17 protein-coding genes are annotated in these 20,656 nt (G+C 75.6%); 8 read left to right on the top strand and 9 right to left on the bottom strand.

Going from position 1 to position 20,656, the window contains the following annotated elements; genetic code table 11:
• Window positions 1-34: 34 nt before the first annotated feature.
• From rho to ACWERV_RS11475, 3 genes are all read left to right on the top strand, one after another.
• A complete protein-coding gene (gene rho / locus ACWERV_RS11465) occupies window positions 35-1,180 on the top strand; it encodes a transcription termination factor Rho (RefSeq protein WP_452931622.1) in 1,146 nt (381 codons plus the stop codon).
• 67 nt (window positions 1,181-1,247) lie between these two features.
• A complete protein-coding gene (locus ACWERV_RS11470; protein ID WP_398180841.1) occupies window positions 1,248-2,048 on the top strand; it encodes a phytanoyl-CoA dioxygenase family protein in 801 nt (266 codons plus the stop codon).
• Window positions 2,049-2,057: 9 nt separating this feature from the next.
• Entirely contained in the window at window positions 2,058-4,838 is a 2,781-nt protein-coding gene (locus ACWERV_RS11475; protein ID WP_452931627.1) for an ATP-binding protein, read from the top strand.
• 75 nt (window positions 4,839-4,913) lie between these two features.
• Here ACWERV_RS11475 and ACWERV_RS11480 read toward each other — a convergent pair whose 3' ends face one another.
• From ACWERV_RS11480 to ACWERV_RS11490, 3 genes are all read right to left on the bottom strand, one after another.
• Window positions 4,914-5,750, bottom strand: a complete 837-nt coding sequence (locus ACWERV_RS11480) for a M23 family metallopeptidase (protein WP_452931629.1) — start codon at window positions 5,748-5,750, stop codon at window positions 4,914-4,916.
• 579 nt (window positions 5,751-6,329) lie between these two features.
• The gene (locus ACWERV_RS11485) at window positions 6,330-7,346 is read right to left on the bottom strand and encodes an N-acetyltransferase family protein (protein ID WP_452931631.1); all 1,017 of its coding nucleotides are present in this window, start codon (window positions 7,344-7,346) and stop codon (window positions 6,330-6,332) included.
• 62 nt (window positions 7,347-7,408) lie between these two features.
• Window positions 7,409-8,050, bottom strand: coding sequence for a uridine kinase (locus ACWERV_RS11490; RefSeq protein WP_452931634.1), 642 nt, complete (start codon window positions 8,048-8,050; stop codon window positions 7,409-7,411).
• A gap of 233 nt (window positions 8,051-8,283) precedes the next feature.
• On the opposite strand from ACWERV_RS11490, the gene ACWERV_RS11495 reads away from it, so the two are divergent.
• Together ACWERV_RS11495 and ACWERV_RS11500 are read left to right on the top strand one after the other, a co-directional pair.
• Complete coding sequence (locus ACWERV_RS11495; protein WP_031517563.1) at window positions 8,284-8,478, top strand: hypothetical protein; 195 nt, start codon at window positions 8,284-8,286, stop codon at window positions 8,476-8,478.
• Window positions 8,479-8,587: 109 nt separating this feature from the next.
• Window positions 8,588-10,180, top strand: coding sequence for a hypothetical protein (locus tag ACWERV_RS11500; protein WP_452931638.1), 1,593 nt, complete (start codon window positions 8,588-8,590; stop codon window positions 10,178-10,180).
• Window positions 10,181-10,388: 208 nt separating this feature from the next.
• On the opposite strand, the gene yczR is transcribed toward ACWERV_RS11500, so the two are convergent.
• Complete coding sequence (gene yczR, locus ACWERV_RS11505) at window positions 10,389-11,879, bottom strand: MocR-like transcription factor YczR (protein WP_452931641.1); 1,491 nt, start codon at window positions 11,877-11,879, stop codon at window positions 10,389-10,391.
• Between the two features lie 184 nt (window positions 11,880-12,063).
• On the opposite strand from yczR, the gene yczE reads away from it, so the two are divergent.
• Together yczE and ACWERV_RS11515 are read left to right on the top strand one after the other, a co-directional pair.
• Entirely contained in the window at window positions 12,064-12,690 is a 627-nt protein-coding gene (yczE, locus tag ACWERV_RS11510) for a membrane protein YczE (RefSeq protein ID WP_452931825.1), read from the top strand.
• 256 nt (window positions 12,691-12,946) lie between these two features.
• Window positions 12,947-13,321, top strand: coding sequence for an RNA polymerase-binding protein RbpA (locus ACWERV_RS11515; RefSeq protein WP_031517570.1), 375 nt, complete (start codon window positions 12,947-12,949; stop codon window positions 13,319-13,321).
• A gap of 245 nt (window positions 13,322-13,566) precedes the next feature.
• Here the strand turns inward: ACWERV_RS11515 and fxsA are convergent, their stop codons facing one another.
• Window positions 13,567-14,172: an FxsA family membrane protein gene (fxsA, locus tag ACWERV_RS11520; RefSeq protein WP_452931645.1), complete on the bottom strand. Its 606-nt coding sequence runs from the start codon at window positions 14,170-14,172 to the stop codon at window positions 13,567-13,569.
• A 91-nt stretch (window positions 14,173-14,263) separates the two neighbouring features.
• Between fxsA and ACWERV_RS11525 the strand changes: the two genes are divergently transcribed.
• Window positions 14,264-15,028, top strand: a complete 765-nt coding sequence (locus ACWERV_RS11525; RefSeq protein WP_452931647.1) for a hypothetical protein — start codon at window positions 14,264-14,266, stop codon at window positions 15,026-15,028.
• 14 nt (window positions 15,029-15,042) lie between these two features.
• Here ACWERV_RS11525 and ACWERV_RS11530 read toward each other — a convergent pair whose 3' ends face one another.
• From ACWERV_RS11530 to ACWERV_RS11545, 4 genes are all read right to left on the bottom strand, one after another.
• Window positions 15,043-15,930, bottom strand: coding sequence for a polyprenol monophosphomannose synthase (locus ACWERV_RS11530; RefSeq protein ID WP_452931650.1), 888 nt, complete (start codon window positions 15,928-15,930; stop codon window positions 15,043-15,045).
• Complete coding sequence (lnt, locus tag ACWERV_RS11535) at window positions 15,927-17,612, bottom strand: apolipoprotein N-acyltransferase (protein WP_452931653.1); 1,686 nt, start codon at window positions 17,610-17,612, stop codon at window positions 15,927-15,929. Before lnt ends, ACWERV_RS11530 begins: the two co-directional genes overlap by 4 nt.
• 640 nt (window positions 17,613-18,252) lie before the next feature.
• Window positions 18,253-19,923 carry an amidohydrolase gene (locus ACWERV_RS11540; protein WP_452931655.1) on the bottom strand — a complete coding sequence of 557 codons (1,671 nt, stop codon included), beginning with the start codon at window positions 19,921-19,923 and terminating at the stop codon, window positions 18,253-18,255.
• A 290-nt stretch (window positions 19,924-20,213) separates the two neighbouring features.
• Window positions 20,214-20,654 (bottom strand): Lrp/AsnC family transcriptional regulator, encoded by a 441-nt coding sequence (locus ACWERV_RS11545; protein WP_398180847.1) that lies wholly within the window; start codon window positions 20,652-20,654, stop codon window positions 20,214-20,216.
• Between the last annotated feature and the right edge of the window lie 2 nt (window positions 20,655-20,656).

Here is a 20,656-nt window from a genome sequence, read left to right on the forward strand (position 1 = left end):
CCGTCCCTCTTCCGTCCGCGAAAGGACGACGTACATGACCAGCACTCTCGAACGGCCGGACGTCCGGCCCAGGGCGGCCGCCCCCGTGACCGGCGTCCTCGACATCCAGGGCGGCCAGGGCCGCCTCCGCTCCCCCGGGCTGCACCCCGCGCCCGGCGACCTGCACGTGCCCGCCGACCGGATCCGCGCGGCCGGGCTGCGCCGCGGCGACCTGGTGACCGGGCTGACCGGAAAGCCCGGCGCGCTCGGCGAGGTCCAGCTCGTCAACGGCCGGCCCGTGGGCGCGCCGCGGCCGCACTTCGCCGATCTGACGCCGCTGCACCCGGGTGAACGGCTGCGCCTGGAGAGCCCGTCGCTGCGCGGCTCGGGCGCGCTGTCCGGGCGGCTCATGGACCTGTTCGCACCGGTCGGCAAGGGCCAGCGCGGGCTGGTCGTGGCGCAGCCCAGGGCGGGCAAGACCGTGCTGCTGCAGAACGTCGCGGCCGCGATCGCCGCCAACCACCCGGAGTGCGTGCTGATGGTGGTGCTGCTGGACGAGCGGCCCGAGGAGGTCACCGACATGCGGCGCGGGGTGCGCGGCGAGGTGCTGTCCTCGACGTTCGACCGGCCGCCGAAGGAGCACATCGCGCTCGCCGAGCTGGCGGTGGAACGGGCCAAGCGGCTGGTGGAGCTGGGGCAGGACGTGGTGATCCTGCTGGACTCGCTGACCCGGCTGTGCCGGGCGCACAACAACGCCGCCGCGCACGGCGGCCGTACGCTCTCCGGCGGGGTGGACGCGGCGGCGCTGCACGGGCCGAAGCGGCTCTTCGGCGCGGCGCGCCGGACCGAGGAGGCCGGGTCGCTGACGATCCTGGCCACCGCGCTGGTGGACACCGGTTCCCGCGCCGACACCTTCTTCTACGAGGAGTTGAAGGGCACCGGCAACATGGAGCTGCACCTGGACCGCAACCTCGCCGAGCGGCGGGTCTTCCCCGCGGTGGACGTCCTGGCCTCCGGCACCCGGCGCGAGGAACTGCTGCTGCCGCCGCGGGAGTTGCCGGTGGTGCACGGGCTGCGGCAGGCGCTGCACGGGCGTGACGCGCACTCCGCCCTGGACGTGCTGCTGGAGCGGATGCGGCACACGCCCGACAACGCGTCCTTCCTGCGCCAGGTGCAGGGCACGGTCCCGCGCCAGGTCTGAGGCCGCGCCCGGCCGGGTGGGAAATATCCGCTGGACCGTACGCGCGGCCGCCGTCATGATCGCCGTCATGGAGACGACCGGCCCGGCGTCCGGGGGAACGACGCTGGTCGAGGCCTTCCTACAGGACGGCTTCGTGAAGATCGCAGGGGCCTTCGACGCGGCTACCGCCCGCGCGTGCGCCGACCTGCTGTGGCAGGAGACCGGGTGCGACCCCGAGCGCCCGGAGACATGGACGAAGCCGGTGCACCGGGTCGGCTGGATGGCACAGCCGCCTTTCACCGCCGCGGCCGACACCCCCGCTCTGCGTGCCGCGTTCGACCTGCTGGTGGGTCCGGGGCGGTGGGTTCCCCGGCAGGGCCTCGGCTCCTTCCCGCTGCGCTTCCCGCACCGGGACGAGCCGGACGACGCGGGCTGGCACATCGACGGCAGCTACCTGCCCGACGGCGAGAGCTGGTACTTCGCGAACGTCCGCTCACGCGACCGCGCGCTGCTCATGCTCTTCCTCTTCACCGACGTCGCCGAGGACGACGCGCCCACCCGGATCCGCGTCGGCTCCCATCTCGACGTCCCGCGGGTGCTCGCCCCGTACGGCGAGGCGGGCGTCTCGACGCTGCGCTGCGCCCCGGCGACGGTCGCCGCGTCGGACCACCGCCCGGTAGTGCTCGCCACCGGGCGGGCGGGCGACGTGTTCTTGTGCCACCCCTTCCTCGTGCACGCCGCGCAGCCGCACCACGGCACCGCGCCGCGCTTCCTCGCCCAGCCGCCGCTGCATCCCGCGGTGCCGCTGGAGCTGGAGCGGGCCGACGGGGCGTACTCGCCGGTGGAGCTGGCGATACGCCGCGGGCTCGGCACCACGGACGTCGGCTAGCGTCTGATCATGCTGTACGGACGGGACGGGGAGGCCGCCGCGCTGCGCGGCCTGCTGGACGGGGCACGGGACGGGCGCAGCGGGGTGCTGGTGCTGCGCGGCGAGGCGGGCATCGGCAAGACCGCGCTGCTGGAGCACGCGGTCGGCGAGGCCGCCGACATGACGGTGGTACGCGGTTCGGGCGTCGAGTTCGAGGCCGAACTGCCCTTCGCCGGTCTGCAGTTGCTGCTGCGGACGGCGATGGGCGCGGACGGCGCGCTGCCGGAGCCGCAACGGCGGGCGCTGCGGTCGGCGTTCGGGCTCGGCGGCGCGGAAGGGGGCCCGGTCGAGCCGATGTTCGTCGGCCTCGCGGTGCTGTCGCTGCTGTCGGAGCACGCGGCCGACGGCCCGCTGCTGTGCGTCGTGGACGACGCCCAGTGGCTGGACCGGGCGTCCGCCGACGCGCTGCTCTTCGCGGCCCGGCGGCTGGACGCGGAAGGCGTCGCGATGGTCTTCGCCGCGCGCGACGGGGAGGGGGCCTTCCCCGCGCCGGGCCTGCCGGAGCTGCGCCCCGCGCCGCTGGACGAGACGGCGGCGCTGGCACTGCTCGCCGAGCGCGCCGGGCGGGACGAGCCGATGGCGGACGTGCTGCGCCGCCGGGTGCTGGCCGAGGCGCAGGGCAATCCGCTGGCGCTGCTGGAACTCCCGGCGGGGCTGCGGGACGCGGGCGGCGCCGTGGCCGGGCCGGGCGCGCTGCCGCTGACCAGCCGGCTGCAACTGGCCTTCCACGGCAGGGTCAGCCATCTGCCGCGGGCCACCCAGACGCTGCTGCTGGTGGCGGCCGCGGACCACACCGGCGAGCTGGGCACGGTGCTGCGGGCGGCCGGTGAGCTGGGCGCGGGCGTCCCCGATCTGCCGCCCGCGCAGGAGGCCGGGCTCGTCACGGTGGACGGCACGCTGCTGCGTTTCCGGCATCCGCTCGTGCGGGCCGCGATCCACCAGCGCGCGTCGCTGCCCGAACGGCTCGCCGCGCACCGCGCGCTGGCCGAGGCCGCCGACCCCGAACGGGACGCCGACCACCGGGCCTGGCACCTCGCCGCCGCCGCGACCGGCCCGGACGAGGCGGCGGCCGCGGCCCTGGAGCGCACCGCGGGCCGCGCCCGTGAGCGCAGCGGCCACACCGCGGCCGCCGCGGCGTACGACCGCGCGGCCCGCCTCAGCACCGATCCGGCGGCCCGCCTGCGCCGCCTGCTGCTCGCCGCGGAATCCGCCTCGGAGGCCGGTGAGATCCCCCGCGCCCGCACCTTCGCCGACGAGGCCGCCCGGCTGGCGGCCCGACTGGCCGCGACGGCGCCCCAGGACGGCGGGGCCGAACAGCTCGCCGTCGCACGGACGTTGCACGTGCGCGGGCTCGCGGACTTCCTGGAGGGCGACTTCCCCGCGGCCCACCGGCTGCTCATCGAGGGGGCGGCGCTGGCCGCCGAGGGCGATCCGACGCGCGCGGCGCGCATGCTGGTGCAGGCCTCGCACACCGCGTGGTACCTGGGCGGCGACGCGGTCTTTGACACCGTGGCGCGCCTGGACGCGCTGCGGCTGCCGCCGGACGCGCCCGTGACGCCGGTCGCCCGCTTCCTGGTGGACGCGCTGGGCCGGAGCGCGGCCGGGCACGTACCGCCGGACCTCGGGGCGGCGGCGGCCGCGGCGCGGGCGGCGCACGGCGGACGGGTCGAGCCGGGGCATCTGGTGATGCTGTGCGGGGTCGGGCTGACGCTCGGCCAGGACGTGCAGGCGCACGAGCTGACCACGGTGCTCGCGGCCGAGGGCCGGGAGAGCGGCGGGGTCGGACGGCTCACGACGGTGCTGTTCTTCCGCGCCGAGGCGGAGATCTTCGAGGCGCGCTTCGAGGACGCGGCGGCGACCGCCCGCGAGGCGCTGCGGATCGCGGCGGACACCGGCCAGCGGCAGTGGGTGAGCCAGCTCAGCAGCGCGCTCGCGTACGTCGCCGCGGTGCGCGGCGACGAGGAGGAGTGCCGCCGAAGGGTGGACGCGGCGCTCGCGGGCGGCTCGGGCACCGCGATGCCGCCCGGCGCCCCGTGGGCGTACTGGTCGCAGGGCCTGCTGGAGCTGGGTCTCGGCCGCGCGCAGGCGGCGCTGGAGCGGCTGTCGCTGCTCGGCGAGGAGTCGGTGCGGCACCACATATCGGCCACCCGCAGCATCCCGGACCTGGTGGAGGCGGCGGTGCGGCTCGGGGTGCCGGAGCGCGCGGACGCGTCCTTCGCCCGCTTCGAGGCGTGGGCGGCGCGCTCCGGGCAAGGCTGGGCGGCGGCCCTGGTGGCGCGCTGCCGTGCGCTGCGCGCGCCGGAGGCGGACGCGGAGGCGTACTACCTCGCCGCGCTCGACGCGCACGACCCGCACCGGCGCGCCATGGAGTCGGCCCGCACGAGCCTGCTGTACGGGGAGTGGCTGCGCCGGGCCCGCCGCAAGAACGAGGCCCGGGTGAGGCTGCGCGCCGCGCTGGACGTCTTCGAGCGGCTCGGCGCGGCCCCGTGGGCGGAGCGGGCGCGCGGTGAGCTGGGCGCGGCGGGCGGGACGCTGCCCGAGGCGGGCCGGGAGACGGCGCCGGTGGACGCGGAGGCGGGGCTCACACCGCAGGAGTCGCAGATCGTCCGGCTGGCGGCGGAGGGCCTGTCGAACAAGGACATCGCGGCCCGGCTGTTCCTGAGCCCGCGGACCGTCGGCTACCACCTGTACAAGGCGTACCCGAAGCTCGGAGTGGCCTCCCGGGGCGAGCTGGCCGGGCTGTTCGGCTAGCGGCGCAACGGCGGGTGCCCGCCCGGTCGCGAGGACCGGGCGGGCACCCTGGGGGCCGTACCGCCGGGGCGGCGGTCAGACGGTGACGCCGTGCGACGCCAGGTAGGCGACCGGGTCGATGTCGGAGCCGTAGTCCGGCGTGGTGCGCACCTCGAAGTGCAGGTGCGGGCCGGTGACGTTGCCGGTGGCGCCGGAGATGCCGATCTCCTGGCCCTCGGTGACGGTCTGGCCGACCGAGACCACCGGGCGCGTCAGGTGGCCGTACAGGGTGTACTTGCCGTCGGCGTGCTTGATGATCACGTCGTTGCCGTAGGCGCCGTCCGCGCCCGCGTGGACGACGGTGCCGGCGGCCACGGAGTGGACCGGGGTGCCGCTCCAGACCAGGAAGTCGACGCCGGTGTGGTGGCCGGAGGACCACATGCTGCCGCCGGTCTTGTAGCCGGTGCCGATGGCGGCGTCGCCGACCGGCTTGGTCCAGCCGGTGTCGGCCTTCACAGCGGCCGCCGGAGCGGCCTTCTTCGCCGGGGCGGCCTTCTTCACGGGGGCCTTGGCGGCGGGCGCGGGCTTCGGCGCGGCGGCCGGGGCGGTGTTCAGCGTGAGGTGCTGGCCGGGGTGGATGATGCCCGGGTTGGCGCCGATGACCTTCTTGTTGGCGTCGTAGAGCGCCTTCCAGCCGCCCTTGACGTGGTGCGTGGTGGCGATCTTGGCGAGCGTGTCACCGCGGACCACGGTGTAGTCCTGCGCCTTGGCGGTCGCCGCGGCCGGGGCCTTGGCGGGCTCGGCGGCGGACGCGGACTGGGCGACGCCGACGAGCGGGATCGCCACGGCGGCGGCGCCCGTGCCGGCGACGACGCAGACACGGGTGAGGCGGCTGAGCGAGCGGGGCTTGCGGTGCTGACCCTGTGCGGGCATGGGGATTCCTCTCCTACGCCTGCGAGGTGAGCTGTCGGGTTCGGGCTGGAGATGCCCGGCCGCGGCCGTGGTGCGCGCTCCGGTCAGGTGCGCGGCGGTACGGCGGCACGGCTTCACCCCGAGCCGGCCGGGAGTCGTCCCGGACGGCGGCTTACCTTGGGTCCCCCGCTCCTGCCCTTTGCAGCTCGGATGGTGCTGCGTCCGGGCGGCGGCAGGATTCGGCGTTCCGCCCGGCGGCTGTCGCGGACGTCCGGCCCGCGGTAACGGCGAAGCTAGACGACCCCGCGAGCGGCGGGCAAGCAAACCCGGCATGCCACCCCATTCCGCCCTTACCGGTGGTCACGGGGCGCCACCCGCGCGATCCACTGCGTACCCGCGACGGTGACCGTCCGCCGACCGGCGCCGCACCCGCCGCGACATTCGGCCCCCGGCACGAACAGCGGGTACGCGACCGGGGCGCGCACCGTGTTCGGCGGGTGACACCGGACACACGATTCGCCCGAGGTGACCCGCATCACCGCGAAATGTCCGATATGCAGGCTTATTTCACTTCTGGGCGACTTGTTGGCGATGACCCGGTCAGAACGTCCCCGGTGCCCCGCCGATCCGCGTGTCGAGAGTGCGGCTGAGCCGGTAGCCGACCGGCCGGAAGCCGACCCCGGGCCAGTGGCCCGCCGCCAGCGGCGAGGAGGAGTGCCAGCGGGCCGACATGTAGCGGTGCCCGTTGTCGTACGCCCAGGCCAGCGCGGTGGCCAGCAGCACCCGGCTGATGCCCTCGCCGCGCGCGGCCGGTTCCACGTACGCCTCGGCCAGTTCCACGCACGACTCCGGTATCACCGGGTCGGCGACGGCCGGGACCACCACGACCATGGCGATCTCCTCACCGCGGCGGGAGGCGATCCAGGCACCGCAGCGGGGGTCGGCGAGCGCGTCGGTGTAGCGCAGCCGGAGCGCGGCGAGCGCCGCCTCGGGCTGCGGCTGGAAGACCGCGGTGCCGCGCTGCCGCCGCGACGACTCGGCGGCCATCCGCCCTATCTGCGGCAGGTCGCCGGGCCCGGCACGCCGGATGGCCAGACCCTCGACCCCGCGCGGCTGCCGGCCGCGCGCCTTGACCGCCATCAGCCCGTGCACCAGCTCGCGGCCGAAGCCCAGATCCGCCCAGGGCGCGGTGGCCACCTCGCCCGCGGGCACCTGCACGTAGTGCACCAGCCGCCGGTCGGCGACCAGCCGCTCGGCGATCCGGGCGTAGAGCGAGCGCAGCACCTCGGTCTCCCGCCCGCCGGGCAGCGCGTGGCCGCCGTACGGGACGAGCGCGGAGCGCGGGTGGGTACGCAGGCCCGCGGGGTCGTCGGGGGCGAGCGTGACGGGCTGGGCTGCGAGGTAGCCGATCATGTTGCCGTCGCCGTCCAGCGCGCGGCAGGCCTCCAGGCCGGGCACCGCGTGCAGCGGGCCCACCAGGTCCTCGCCGCGCACCGGCCCGTCGGCGAGCCAGGACCGCTGCGAGGGCGGGCGCCGCGCGCGGGCGAACCAGCGGTCGTAGCGCTGGACGGCCAGGGGTATGTGCTCGGGAGTCAGCGGCGCGGTGGCGACAGTCATGGTGGTCGAGGACGCTAGCGGGGCGCGGCCTTCGAGGGCAAGGCGCAGCCTGGTCACGACGCTCACCCGGGCTGCCCGCCCGTCCACGCGGGGTGCCGCGGGTCGTCCGCGCGGACGGTGACGTCGGCGGTCTCCTCCGGCAGCACCTCGTCGGCGTAGCGCGCGAAGGCCGGCAGCGTCCAGCGCTCCGCCTCCTGTGTACGGCGGGTGAGCGCGGCGGGCGACAGCCGCAGGTGCACCGTCAGATCCAGCGGCAGGCCCTGGCCCAGCAGCAGCGCCCCGTCCAGGACCAGCACACCGCCGGGCGGCAGCTCGACGTAGTCCGCGCGGGTGGCGCGGTCGGTGCCCGGGTCGCGCAGCGACGGCAGGGCGCGCCCGCTGCCGCCGGGACCGAGCGGGTCGAGGACCTCGCGGCGCAGCGCGCCGGTGTCCAGCCACAGCTGGTAGTACGCGTCGACGTCCTCGTGCCCGTACTCCAGCCGCAGCGACGCGGGCCGCCAGAAGTCCGCCGCGCGCACCCGGAGCACCGGGTGGCCGAGCGGCGGGAGCGCGGCGGCCAGGTCGTCGGCGAGGTCCGCGGGGCGGGCGGCGGGCGCCCCGTCCACGGCGACCCGCCACCACGGTCCCTCGGGCGGGTCCTGCCCGGCGATCTTCCCGGCGAGGGCCTCGGCGAGCCGGGCCCGGCTGATCGGCGTGAACTGCACGGGCTCATCCTGCCGGAGCGGGCCGCGGCGCGGGCGGGCGGGCCCGGATCACCCGATCGGGCGGGACGCCCGCGCACCCGCACCGGCGCCACCCGCGTGATCCCGGGGCACCGGCCCACTCCGATGGGCGAAATTCTCTATAAATCACCCATGTGCCGCCGCGCGCGATTCCTGACTTTTTGTGACCCTGGAGGCACTCATGGTGACCGTCCCCATCACCCAGGAGAAAGCCCATGATCCTGTCCATGTCCGGTGTCGTCCTGCTCGGCATCATCGTCTTCCTGTTCTTCCGCAAGGACGGTCTGAAGATGTCCCACGGCATCGTCAGCGCCCTCTTCGGCTTCTACCTCGCGAGCACCGCCATCGCCCCGAGCATCACGGCGGGCGGCGCGAGCCTGGCCAGCCTGCTGGGCGGGATCAAGATCTAGGGCCGACGGCACACGTCGTCCAGGACCCGGGAGCGCGCCGCTCCCGGGTCGCTCGCGGTCCCCTCCCCCGCCGCACCCCAGCACATCCCCGCCACCCATGGAGCAAGCCGTGTCCAGGCGCCCCCTGCCCAGCATCCTGACCAGCCGTCCCGCGCTCGCCCGCGGCCGCGACCTGGCGCGTACCGCCGCCGACGGCGCCTCGGACGTCCTGCACCCGGTCATCACCATCGGCCGCGGCATGCGCCGCCAGGCGGCCTGGGCCGGCGGCTGGTGGGGCCGCACCCCCAAGGACCGCCGCGGGCCCGCGCTGCTGCTCGCCGCCGCCGGCGTCGTGGTCCTGGTGATGATGCCGTACGGGCCGCTGCTCGCCCTCGCCGCCGTCCTCGCCTCCGCCGCCTGGATGGGCCGCGACCGCGCCGCCCGCACCCCCGCGGGCCCCGGCGAGGCCGAGACCGCCCGGCTGCGCGCGCTGTACGACGCCCTGGTGCCCTACCTGTCCGACCCCGCCGACCCCGCGCCCCTCTACACGTATGACGGCGGCTGGGAGAAGGCCTTCGGCTCCTACACCTTCGAGGACGGCCGGCTCGTCCGGCTCGAACTGCGCTACCCCGCCTACTTCACCGACGGCGAGGCCGACGCCAGGGCCCGCGTCGAGCAACTGCTGCACGCCAAGGCCGGGCGGGGCCGCGAGTACCGCTTCGACTGGAACGAGGAGGACAACCGCCTCGTCCTCACCGCGCTGCCGCCGCTGGCCACCGACATCGCGGTGCAGCGCTTCGTCACCGCCCCCGGCGAGACGGTGCTCGGCTTCACCGACCCGGACGCCGTCGCCCGCACGCTCCCGGTCACCGGCGACGGCGTCCCCGAGCCGCGCGACGCGCCCCCCGTGCTGTGGCGCACCGGCGCCCGCTCCACCGAACCGCACCTGCTCGCCCTCGGCCAGCCCGGCACCGGCACCACCGGCCTGCTGCGCTGCATCGCCCTCCAGGCCCTCGCGGGCGGCGATGTCGTCGTCGTGGACGGCAGCGGCACCGGTGAGTACGCGTTCCTCACCGGACGGCCCGGCGTCCTCGCCGTCGAGGACTGCGTGCTCGGCGCCGCCGCCACGCTCGAATGGGCCGCGCACGAGACGGAGCGGCGGCTCGTCGCCGTCAACCGCGCCCGGCAGGAGGGCCGCCCGGTCGAGGAGGACGCGCGCCGCCCGCTGTGGATCCTCGTCGACCGGCCCACCGCCCTCACCCAGCTCGCCCTCGCCGAGGGCCGCCCCGACCCGCAGCTGCTCCTCGACGTTCCGCTGCGGCACGGACGCGCCGCCAACGTCGCGGTCGCCGTCGCCGACCAGCTCGACGCGACGGAGGGGCTCGCGCCCGTCGTCGCCCACACCCGCGCCCGGGTCGTGCTCGGGCGGCTCGCCCCCGAGCACGTCGAGGCGGTGCTCGGGGCCGCGCCGGACAGCACGCCCGCCGCCGACGTCCCGCCCGGACGGGGGTACGCCCGGCTCGGGACCGGGCCCGTCCTGCGCCTCCAGGTGCCGGCCGCACCCGACCCGTACGACGCGGAGAGCTGCGCCGCTCACCGCGAGGCAGTCCTCGCCCTCCTCCCGGGCGCGTCCGCCCCCGCCCCCGACCCGGAGCCCGCCCCGGAACCCGCGGCCCCGTCCCTCCGCAAGGACGTCATCCGCACGGTCGCGGACCTGACCTGACCGCGCGGGGCGCGAGCCACCAGGGGCGCGTGGGGGCACCTCCCAGGCGGAGCCTGGGGGAGAACCGCGCGCTCAGCCCTCCACCGGCCGGTGGTCCGGAAACGACAGCAACTGCCCGTTTCGGCCGGTGACCACCCGCGCCCCGGCGGGGGCTGGGGGCACTTCCCAGGCGCCCCTGAAACACTCACCGCCCCGCGCAGCGGATCGCTCAAGCCACGAACAACCCCGTAGGGTCCGCGTCGGGGGCGCCCCCCGAGCGGACCACCGTGGCCGCGGCGGCGAGCCTCGCGGCAGCCTCCTGCGCGGTGGGGCCGCTCACCGTGAAGGGGATGCGGACGTAGGACTCGAACGCGCCGTCCACCCCGAAGCGCGGCCCCGACGGCACGCGGACCCCGAGCCGCTCACCGGCCACGGCGACCCGCGACCCGGACACGTCACCCGTACGCACCCACATCGTCATCCCGCCGCGCGGCAGCGTGAAGTCCCAGTCCGGCGTGTGCTCGCGCAGCGCCGCCGCGAGGTCGTCGCGGCATTCGCGGGCGCGCAGCCGCCGCGTGGCGAGGGCCTGGTCCCAGCCGCCGCCGCGCAGCAGCCAGGCGACGGCGAGCTGGTCGACGACCGGCGAGCCGAGGTCGAGGTAGGCGCGCGCGGACACCAGCTGCCGGACGACGTCGGGCGTGGAGCGGACCCAGCCGATGCGCAGGCCCGCCCACACCGCCTTGCTGGCGGAGCCGACGGTCATGACGGTGCCGCCGCGGTCGAAGGCGGCCATCGGGCGCACACCGGGCTCGTCCCCGTCGAGCGTGAGTTCGGCCATGGTCTCGTCGGCGACGACGACCGTCCCGGCGGCGCGGGCGGCCTCGACCAGTTCGCGCCGCTCGTCGTCGCCGACGAGCGTGCCGGTGGGGTTGTGGTAGTCGGGCATGACGTACGCCATGCGCGGGGCGGCGTCCCGCAGCACGCGGCGCCACGCGCCCATGTCCCAGCCGCCGAGGCCCTCGCGCAGGGCGACGGGGACGAGCCGGGCGCCGGTCTCGCGGAAGAGCTCCAGGACGTTGGCGTAGCTGGGCGACTCGACGGCGACGCGCTCGCCGTGCCCGGCGACGCGGCGGGCGGTGGCGCCGATCGCGCCCATCGCCCCGGTGGTGACCATGATCTGCTCGGGCATGGTCGGCACCCCGCGCGCGGTGTAGCGGTCGGCGATGGCCTCGCGCAGCACGGGCAGCCCGGCCGGGAAGTCGCCGTGGGTGGCGGCGTAGGCGGGCAGCTCGGCGAGGGCGCCCTCCATGGCCTGGGTGAGCCACGGTTCGGGCGCGGGCAGGGCGGCGCAGCCGAGGTCGATGACGGAGCCGGCGGCGTCCGGCGGGAGGGGTTCGAGGCCGCGGGTGGGGAGCACGTGCCCGTCGGGGATCGCGGTCCAGCTGCCGGCGCCGCGCCGCGAGCGGGCGAAGCCCTCGGCGCGCAGCGCCTCGTACGCGGCCGCGACCGTGGTGCGGCTCACCCCCAGCGCGAGGGCCAGTTCACGTTCGGCGGGCAGCCGGGCGGCGACCTGGACGCGGCCCTCCAGGACGAGCAGCCGCACCCCGTCGGCGAGCCCGCGGTAGGCGGGGAGCCTGCGGCCGCCCACGGCCGCCTGCGGTCCGGGCGACAGCAGCCTGGCCAGATGCGCGGCACTCACCGACGCGGTCCACTGCGACATAAAATTCAGTCCACCTTCCGCGAATTGGCCCTGGAGAAGCTCTGCTTACGAGCCACAGAGTGTCATGCGTAGCCGTATGACCACCATCCGGGGGGCTCCTTTGTCACCAGTACGCCTGTTTCCTCCGTCCCGGCTCGGGCGGCTCGTGGCGGGCCGCGGCCCGCTGCCGGTGGCCCGCCTCGTCATGCTGTACGCCGGGCTGCTGCTGTACGGCGCGACCGACGGGCTGATGATCCGCGCGGATCTGGGACTGGACCCCTGGGATGTCTTCCACCAGGGCCTGTCCCGGCACACCGGCATCGCCATCGGGAACGTCTCGATCATCGTCGGCGCGGTGGTGCTGCTGCTGTGGTGGCCGATCCGGCAGCGGCCCGGCCTCGGCACGGTGTCCAACGTCTTCCTGGTCGGCGGCGCGATCGACGTGACGCTCGCGCTGGTGCCGCACGTCGAGGCACTGGGCGGGCGGATACCGCTGCTGGTGGCCTCGGTGGTGGGCAACGGCGTCGCGACGGGCCTGTACATCGCCGCCCGCTTCGGGCCCGGCCCGCGCGACGGCCTGATGACCGGGCTGCACCGCAGGACGGGCCGCTCGCTGCGGCTGATCAGGACCGCGATCGAGCTGACGGTGCTGGCGGTCGGCTTCGTGCTGGGCGGTGGCGTGGGGGTGGGGACGGTGCTCTACGCGCTGGCGATAGGACCGCTGGCACAGTTCTTCCTGCGCGTTTTCGGCGGCCTGGAGCCGGGTACGGAACCCTCCGCCGCAGCGGCCGGGTCCGCCGCGCGGGAGCACGTGATGGCGGACACGATTTAGCCCCCGGGCACGCGGACGGGTAGTGTACGCGGTTGGCCCTCCGGCTTGACCGTTACTGCACACAAAAGATATGACAAGACCGGGTGACATCTTGTCCCGGATGTGACAAAACGGGCATCGGCGGGTACAAACAGGGGCGACACGACGGGCGACGCATCTCCCACTTCGGGAATCTTCACCGCCGACCGGACGTTGACCGGATGACGACGACAGCGACACCTGTCCTGTGGGCGACCAAGCCCGGGAGGCACGATTCATGAGTGAGCGAGCTCTCCGCGGCACGCGACTCGGGGCCACCAGCTACGAGACCGACCGCGGCATCGATCTGGCCCCGCGCCAGACCGTTGAGTACGCATGCCGGAACGGCCATCGATTCGAGATGCCGTTCTCGGTCGAGGCCGAGATTCCGCCGGAGTGGGAGTGCCGCGCCTGCGGCCAGACCGCACTGCTGGTGGACGGCGAAGGCCCGGAAGAAAAGACGACCAAGCCCGCGCGCACGCACTGGGACATGCTCATGGAGCGGCGCACGCTCGAGGAGCTGGAGGAAGTGCTGGCCGAACGGCTGGCCGTGCTGCGTTCCGGCGCCATGAACATCGCGGTGCACCCGCGGGACAACCGCAAGACCGCCTGACCCGACCCGACGCCCCGGGGAACCACCCGGGGTGCCCCCGGACTCCCCGCCCGGCGCGGGACGCGACGCCGCGTCCCCCGGCCGGGCGGTCGTGTGTCCGCGTACGGGTGAGTCCGGGAGTCAGTCCGTGCACGGGTGGCTCCGGCGACGAGCCCGCGTACGGGTGAGTCCGGGAGTGAGTCTGCTCACATCCGCGCCCCCGCCTCGCGCTCGCGCGACGGGGGCGCCCGCATGAGCCGGTGGGCTCAGCGGTCGTGCCGGTGGTCGACGACCTCGCCCTGGATGACCTTGCCGTCCGGGCGGTGCATACGGGCCTGCTCACCGGCCTGCTGCGCCTGCTGGAAGAGGTCGCCGATCGAGCCGGGCCCGGCGTCCGGGTGGCGCCGCAGCGAGCGGCGGGCCAGCCGTTCGGCGAGCGATCCGGCGAGCCTGCGGGTCGGCGGGAAGAGCAGCACCAGGCCCACGGCGTCGGACAGGAAGCCTGGGATCATCAGCAGCAGCCCGCCGAGCATGTGCAGGCCCGTGCGCCCGCCGCCCGCGGGCGGCGGCACCGGCGCCCCCTCCCCCGGACCGCCGCCGGGCACCTGCACGGCGGCTGTCAGATTCCGCCAGGCGCTGCGCCCGGCGCGCTTGACGGCGGCGGCGCCCAGCACGAAGCCCGCGATGACGCACAGCAGCACGACGAGGCCGCTGGTGGCCGACGCCACCACCGTCATGAGCCAGATCTCCAGCACGGCCCACGCCGCCACCACCAGGGGCACCACGGTACGGGCGCGGGAGCGCCGCCGCGGCTGCCGTGGCGGCTGCTGCCCGGACTGCGGTCGGACGGGGCGCGAGGAACTCGTCGTCATAGCTCAAGTGTGCCAAAGAGCAGGTAAAGCCCGGGTCGGTGCCCCCGCCCGCGATGGACGGCGGGACCGCGGCGCGGCCACGATGTGCGGCGTGACGAACTCCGCGCCCGGCGCGCAGCCCGAGCCGCAGCCGGCACCCGCCCCCGTACCGCCGCCCGCACGGCCCGCGGAGGCCGCCGAGGGGCCCGCGGCGGCGCTTGTACCGGCCTGGCGCCGGGTCACCCGCGGGGAGCCGCGGTGGGCCTCCACCTCGACGGTGCTGGCCGTGGTGGTGATCCAGTTCGCGCTGCCCGCGCGGCTCTCGGTGCACCCGCGGTGGCTGATGCCGGTGGTGGAGCTGGCGCTGCTGGTCGCGCTGATCGCGGGCAACCCGCACCGCATCGAGCGCTCCTCCCGGACCTACCGGATGCTGGAGCTGGCCCTCACGCTCGCGATCGGCGGCGCGAACGCCTACGGGGCCGTACGGCTGGTCGCGGGCCTCGTACGCGGCACCGAGGGCGGCTCCGCGGGCCCGCTGCTGCTGACCGGTGGGGCGATCTGGCTGATCAACATCGTGATCTTCGGGCTGCTGTACTGGGAGCTGGACCGCGGCGGCCCCGCCGCCCGTGCGCAGGGCGAGCGGGACGTCCCCGACTTCCTCTTCGTCCAGATGCAGGTGCCGGAGATGGCGCCGGCCCACTGGGAGCCGGCTTTCTTCGACTACTTCTACCTGTCGTACACCAACTCCACCGCCTTCAGCCCGACCGACGTCATGCCGCTGACCCGGTGGGCGAAGGCGCTGATGCTGGCGCAGTCCGCGGTGTCGCTGCTGACCGTGGTGCTGGTGGTCGCGCGGGCGGTGAACATCCTGCAGTAGCCGCCGGGCGGCCGTCAGGGCGTCTGCGACTCCCGCTCGGGCGAGGCGTCGGCGGCGACGGCGGGGCCGGCCTGCTCGGGCACGGAGACCGCGCCCTCCGCGGGCCGCGCGGCGGCGGGGGCGTCGGGAGCGGCCGTGTCGGGCCTGCGGCCGGTGAGCTGCCCGGCGCGCGAGCTGACACCCCACGCGGTGACCCGCAGGAACGCTTCGGCGACGATGTTGCGGCTCATCTTGCTGTCGCCGCGCTCCCGCTCGACGAAGGTGATCGGCACCTCGATGACGTGGAAGCCCGCCTTGACCGCCCTCCAGGCGAGGTCGACCTGGAAGCAGTATCCGGCGGAGGCCACGTCGTCCATGCCGAGGCCCAGCAGGGTCTCCTTGCGGAAGGCGCGGTAGCCGCCCGTCACGTCCCGCAGCGTCACACCGAGCATCAGCCGGGAGTACGTGCTGCCGCCGCGGGAGATGAACTCACGGCTCTTGGGCCAGTTCACGACCCGGCCGCCGGGGATCCAGCGCGAGCCGAGCACCAGGTCGGCGCTCTTCAGCGCGGTGAGCAGGCGCGGCAGCTCCTCGGGCTGGTGGGAGCCGTCGGCGTCCATCTCGACCAGCACGTCGTAGCCGTGGTCGATGCCCCAGCGGAAGCCCGCGAGGTAGGCGGCGCCCAGGCCCTCCTTGCCCTTGCGGTGCATGACGTGCACCGCGGGGTCGGCCGCCGACAGCTCGTCGGCGAGCTTGCCGGTGCCGTCGGGGCTGTTGTCGTCGGCGACGAGGATCTCGGCCTCCGGCACCGCGGCCCGCACCCGCCGCACGATCGGCACGACGTTCTCGGCCTCGTTGTAGGTCGGGATGATGACCAGGACCTTGCCCAGCGGGCCGAAGGTCCGCTGCTCGCCGTCGTTCACTGCTGCTCTTGCCCTTTCGCCGTGCGGGTGCGCTCGCGCCTGCCGAGCGCGACGGCAGCCGCACAGGACAGGAGCCCCACCATAGCGAGAGTCCACTCGGGTGCCGCACCGACGCGATCGGCCGTCGTCGTGCCGTCGCGCAGCGGGATGTCGGCGTCGAGCACCGTCTGCGTGAATTCCTTGCTGCGCTGCTCGATCTTGCCATCAGGAGCGACGATCGCGCTGATTCCGCTGGTCGCGGCGGTGACGATGGCCCGGCCGTGCTCAATCGCGCGCAGCCGGGACATCGCGAGCTGCTGCTCGGGCTGCCCGGTCTCGCCGTAGGTGGCGTTGTTGGTCTGGACGACGATGGCGCGGGCGCCGGCGTTCACGGTGTCGCGCACGATGCCGTCGTAGGCGACCTCGAAGCAGATCACGTCGCCGAGCCGGGCCGGGCCGATCTGCAGCACACCCGTCGTCTTCCCGGGGTAGAAGTCGCGCGGGATCTCGTCGAGCCGGCTGATGACCTTGGTCAGCTCCTTGCGGAAGGGCACGTACTCGCCGAACGGCACCGGGTGCTGCTTGGTGTAGTGCGCGCCGGGGCCCTTCACCGGGTCCCAGACGATGCCCTCGTTCTGCACGTGGTCGGCGTCCGGCCCGTCCACGAGCACCCCGACCAGGACGGGGACGCCGACCGCCCGCACCGCCTCGGTGATCTTGTCGTACGCGGCCGGGTGGCTGAAGGGGTCGAGGTCGGAGGAGTTCTCCGGCCACAGCACCAGGTCCGGCTTGGGCACCTTGCCCGCCTTGATGTCGGCGGCGAGCTTGAGGGTGGCCTTGACGTGGTTGTCCAGGATCATCATCGGACGGCCCAGGAAGTGCATGCCCGGCTGCTGCACGTTGCCCTGCACCACCGCGATCCGGACGTGGTCCCGGGCATCGGTCGGCACGGGCACCAGCAGCCCGGCCAGCAGCACCGCAGCCGACAGCGCGAGCGCACCGGCCGCGGACAGCGCGGTACGGGCGTCGCGCGGCTGCGGACGCAGCCGGACCAGCGCGAGGGCCGTCGCGGCCAGCAGCGTGCCGCTCAGGGCCACCGCGAAGGACACCAGCGGGGCGCCGCCGAGCGCGGCCAGCGGAGTGAAGGGCGAGCCGGTGTTGGCGAACGCCAGCCGCCCCCACGGGAAGCCGCCGAAGGGCAGCCGGTCGCGGGCCAGCTCCTCGGTCACCCACAAGCACGCCGCCCACACCGGCCAGCCCGGCAGCCGCGTCACGGGCACCGTGAACGCGCCCAGCGCGGCGAGGAAGCACGCCTCGATGACCGCGAGCCCGACCACGGCGTCCCAGCCGACGGTGTGCAGCCACTGGAGCAGCCAGATGAAGAACGGCAGCCCGAAGGCGAAGCCCAGCCACGCCCCCTGACGCACCGTCCGGCCGCGCATCAGCAGCGTGAAGGCGGCGACGGCGACGAGCGACAGCGGCCACACGTCGTACGGCGGGAAGGCGGCGGCCAGCGCGAGGCCCGCCGCCGCGGCGACGGCGCTGTCGCGCCACATCCGGCGGACGAGCGCGGCGAACCGCTGCCGCCGGGTGGGGCGCGGCACCGGGGCCGGGTCCGCGACGGGCGCGCGGTCCGCGACGGGGCCGACGGCGGAAGCCGGGGGGCGCGCCGGCGCGGCGGCGGAGTCGGAGGGTTCCGGCACGCCGGACTCCGCCGGGGGCGCCGCGCTCGCGGCTTCGGGGCGCAGGCGCACGATCGCGGCCTTCCTGCAGGTGGAGACGGGGTGAAGGCGACCGTACCCCGGGATGGCACCCGGGTGGGCCGCACGTGGGCAAAGCTTCCCACCTCAACCTGTCAGGCCCAAAGCCGCGCCCGCGCGGAGCGCGCCGCTGCGGAACGGGCCCGGACACCCTTCGGGCCGACCCGGGGCGCGCTGGCTGCGCGTCCGCCGAGGCCGTTGTCTACTGGGCGTCCGGGCCCTTCCCGGGTCCCACCTGCCGATCGGGCGGTGCTCACCCTCCGTACCCTCACGGGCGGAGAGGCCCACTGGCGAGCCGCGTTCCGCGTCGAGCGCGCTGGACCTGGCTGCCAGTGGCGGCGTGCACGTGCGGCGCGACGCCCCACGGCCCAGCGGCGGTCGACGCCCTCGCGAGTACCCCCGGTCCGGCGTCCTGTGGTGGACTTCGCCGAACCTACTCGCCCTCGACGGGCAACTGTCAACAGCCCTGTGACCTGCGGGGTTTCACCAAATCAGCAGGTCAGTGCGGACCGGCCCGGGGCGCTGCGACACGCCGCTGACCGGCCAGGGCACACCGTTCGGCCGCATCCGGCGGCGCCCGCGGTCACCCGTTCGGCCGCTCGTGGACCGTACGGCCGCCGACGACCGTGCGCAGCGCCACCGGCAGCGCGCCGCCCGGGGTCAGGTCCGGCAGACCCGGCACGCCCGAGCGCGGGTCCGTGGACCAGTTGGCGACCCGCTCGTCGGGCGCCTGGACGACCAGGTCGCCGACGCTCCACACGGCGTAGTCGGCGGGCGCGCCCGGCACCAGCACGCCCGCGTCGTCCCGGCCCGCCGCACGCCAGCCGCCGCGGGTGTGGGCGGTGAAGGCACCGCGGGCGGAGATGCGGTGCGCGGGGGTGCGGTGGAAGGCCGCGGCCCGCACCGCGCCCCACGGGTCCAGCGGGGTGACGGGGCTGTCCGAGCCCAGCGCGAGCGGTACGCCCGCGCGGCTCAGCGCGGCCAGCGGGTTGAGGGCCGCGGCGCGCTCGGCACCCAGGCGCTGCGCGTACATGCCGTCCGGACCGCCCCAGGTGGCGTCGAAGGCGGGCTGCACGGACGCGACGAGGCCGAACTCGGCGAAGGCGGCGATCGCGTCCGGCGAGAGCAGCTCGGCGTGCTCCACGCGGTGCCGCAGCGCCCGCACCCGGTCCAGGCCCGCGTCCGCCGCGGCGGCCCGCACGCCCGCCACGACGGTGTCCACGGCGGCGTCGCCGATCGCGTGGAAGCCCGCCTGGACCCCCGCCCGGGTGCACAGCAGCAGGTGCCGGGCGACGGTCTCGGCGTCCAGGTACGCCACGCCCGTGCTGCCCGGCGCGTCCGCGTACGGGGCGTGCAGATGCGCGGTGTGCGAGCCGAAGGAGCCGTCGACGAACAGGTCGCCCGCGGCGCCGGCGGCGCCGAGGTCGCGCAGCCGCTCAAGGTCCGCGGGGCCGCCCACCGGCTCGGCCCAGTAGCCGAGCACCCGCGGGCCCCCGCCCCGCGCGGCGAGCGCGAGCAGGGCCGTCAGGTCGTCCTGCGAGGAGATCTCCGGGCCCGCGCACTCGTGGACGGCGCCGATGCCCTGCGCCGCCGCGTGCCGCAGCGCCGCCCGCTGCGCCGCGTCGCGCTGCGCGGGCGTCACGGCGGCGTACGCGGCCCCGCGCACGGCGTGGTGCGCGTCGCGCGTCAGCGGCGCCTGCGGGTCGTGGCCCGCGCGTCCCGCGAGGTCCGGTACGAGGACGGCGAGCGCGCTCGTGACGGCCGCGGAGTGCACGTCCGTGCGGGACAGGTACAGGGGGCGGCCGCCCGCCGCCGCGTCCAGCTCCGCGCGGGTCGGCGGCCGGCGCTCCGGCCAGGCCGTCTCGTCCCAGCCGTGCCCGAGCAGCACCCGGTCCGCCGGGTGCGCGGCGGCGTGCGCGGCGACCCGCTCCAGCGCCTCCCGCAGGCTGCCGCAGCCCGTGAGGTCCAGCCCCGTCAGGGCCAGGCCGGTGGACGTGACGTGCACGTGCGCGTCGGTGAACGCGGGGGTGACGAGGGCGCCGTCGAGGTGGACGATCTCGTCCACGCCGTCGGCGAAAGAGTCGGCCGCGGATTCGCCGCCGACCCAGGCGACGGTGTCGCCCTCGACGACCATCGCGGTCGCGAACGGGTCCGCGGGGCTGTAGACGAAGCCGCCGCGCAGCATGAGGGTCCGCATGCTGCTGAGCTGGTCCGGGGTCTGGGGCTGGGGCTGGGTGGTGGAGCTGGGGCGCATCTCCCCAGTCTCCCCCGTCCCGGCGTCCGCCCCGGCCGCGGGGTACGCCCCGGGCTGCCCCTTGCGGTGGCGTTCGCGATCATCTGCCGGGGGCGGGCTGATCGCGCAGTTCCCCGCGCCCCTTAAAAACGCTCACCCTGCCCGGCAAGAGCCCGCGCATGCCGCGCGAGGCAACGCACCAGGGGCGTGGGGGCACCTCCCGGCAGAGCCTGGGGGAGAAACTGCGCGCGCGACCACCCACCGGCAGACGGTCGCGCGGGCCACCGCATGAGGCACCCCGGGGCGCCCCCCTACATCCGCGGAGGGCGCGACTCGTACGGGGTGGAGAGGACGACCGTCGTGCGGGTCGAGACGCCCGCGAGGGTGCGGATCCGCGCGAGGAGGTGTTCGAGCTCGCTCGGTGTGCCCACCCGCACCTTGAGTATGTAGTTCTCGTCACCCGCCACGGAGTGGCACGCCTCGATCTCCGCGACGTCGGCGAGCCGTTCGGGGATGTCGTCCGGCGCGCTGGGGTCGAACGGCTTGACGGAGATGAAGGCGGTCAGCGGCAGCCCGACGGCCTCCGCGTCGACGATCGCGGCGTACCCGCGGATCACCCCGCGCTGCTCCAGCCGGCGGACCCGCTGGTGGACCGCCGACGTGGACAGACCGGTCGCCTTGCCGAGGTCGGTGTAGCTCATGCGCCCGTCGGCCATGAGCAGTTCCACGATCTGCCGGTCCAGCTCTTCCACAG

Source organism: Streptomyces sp. NPDC004031, from assembly GCF_053604375.1.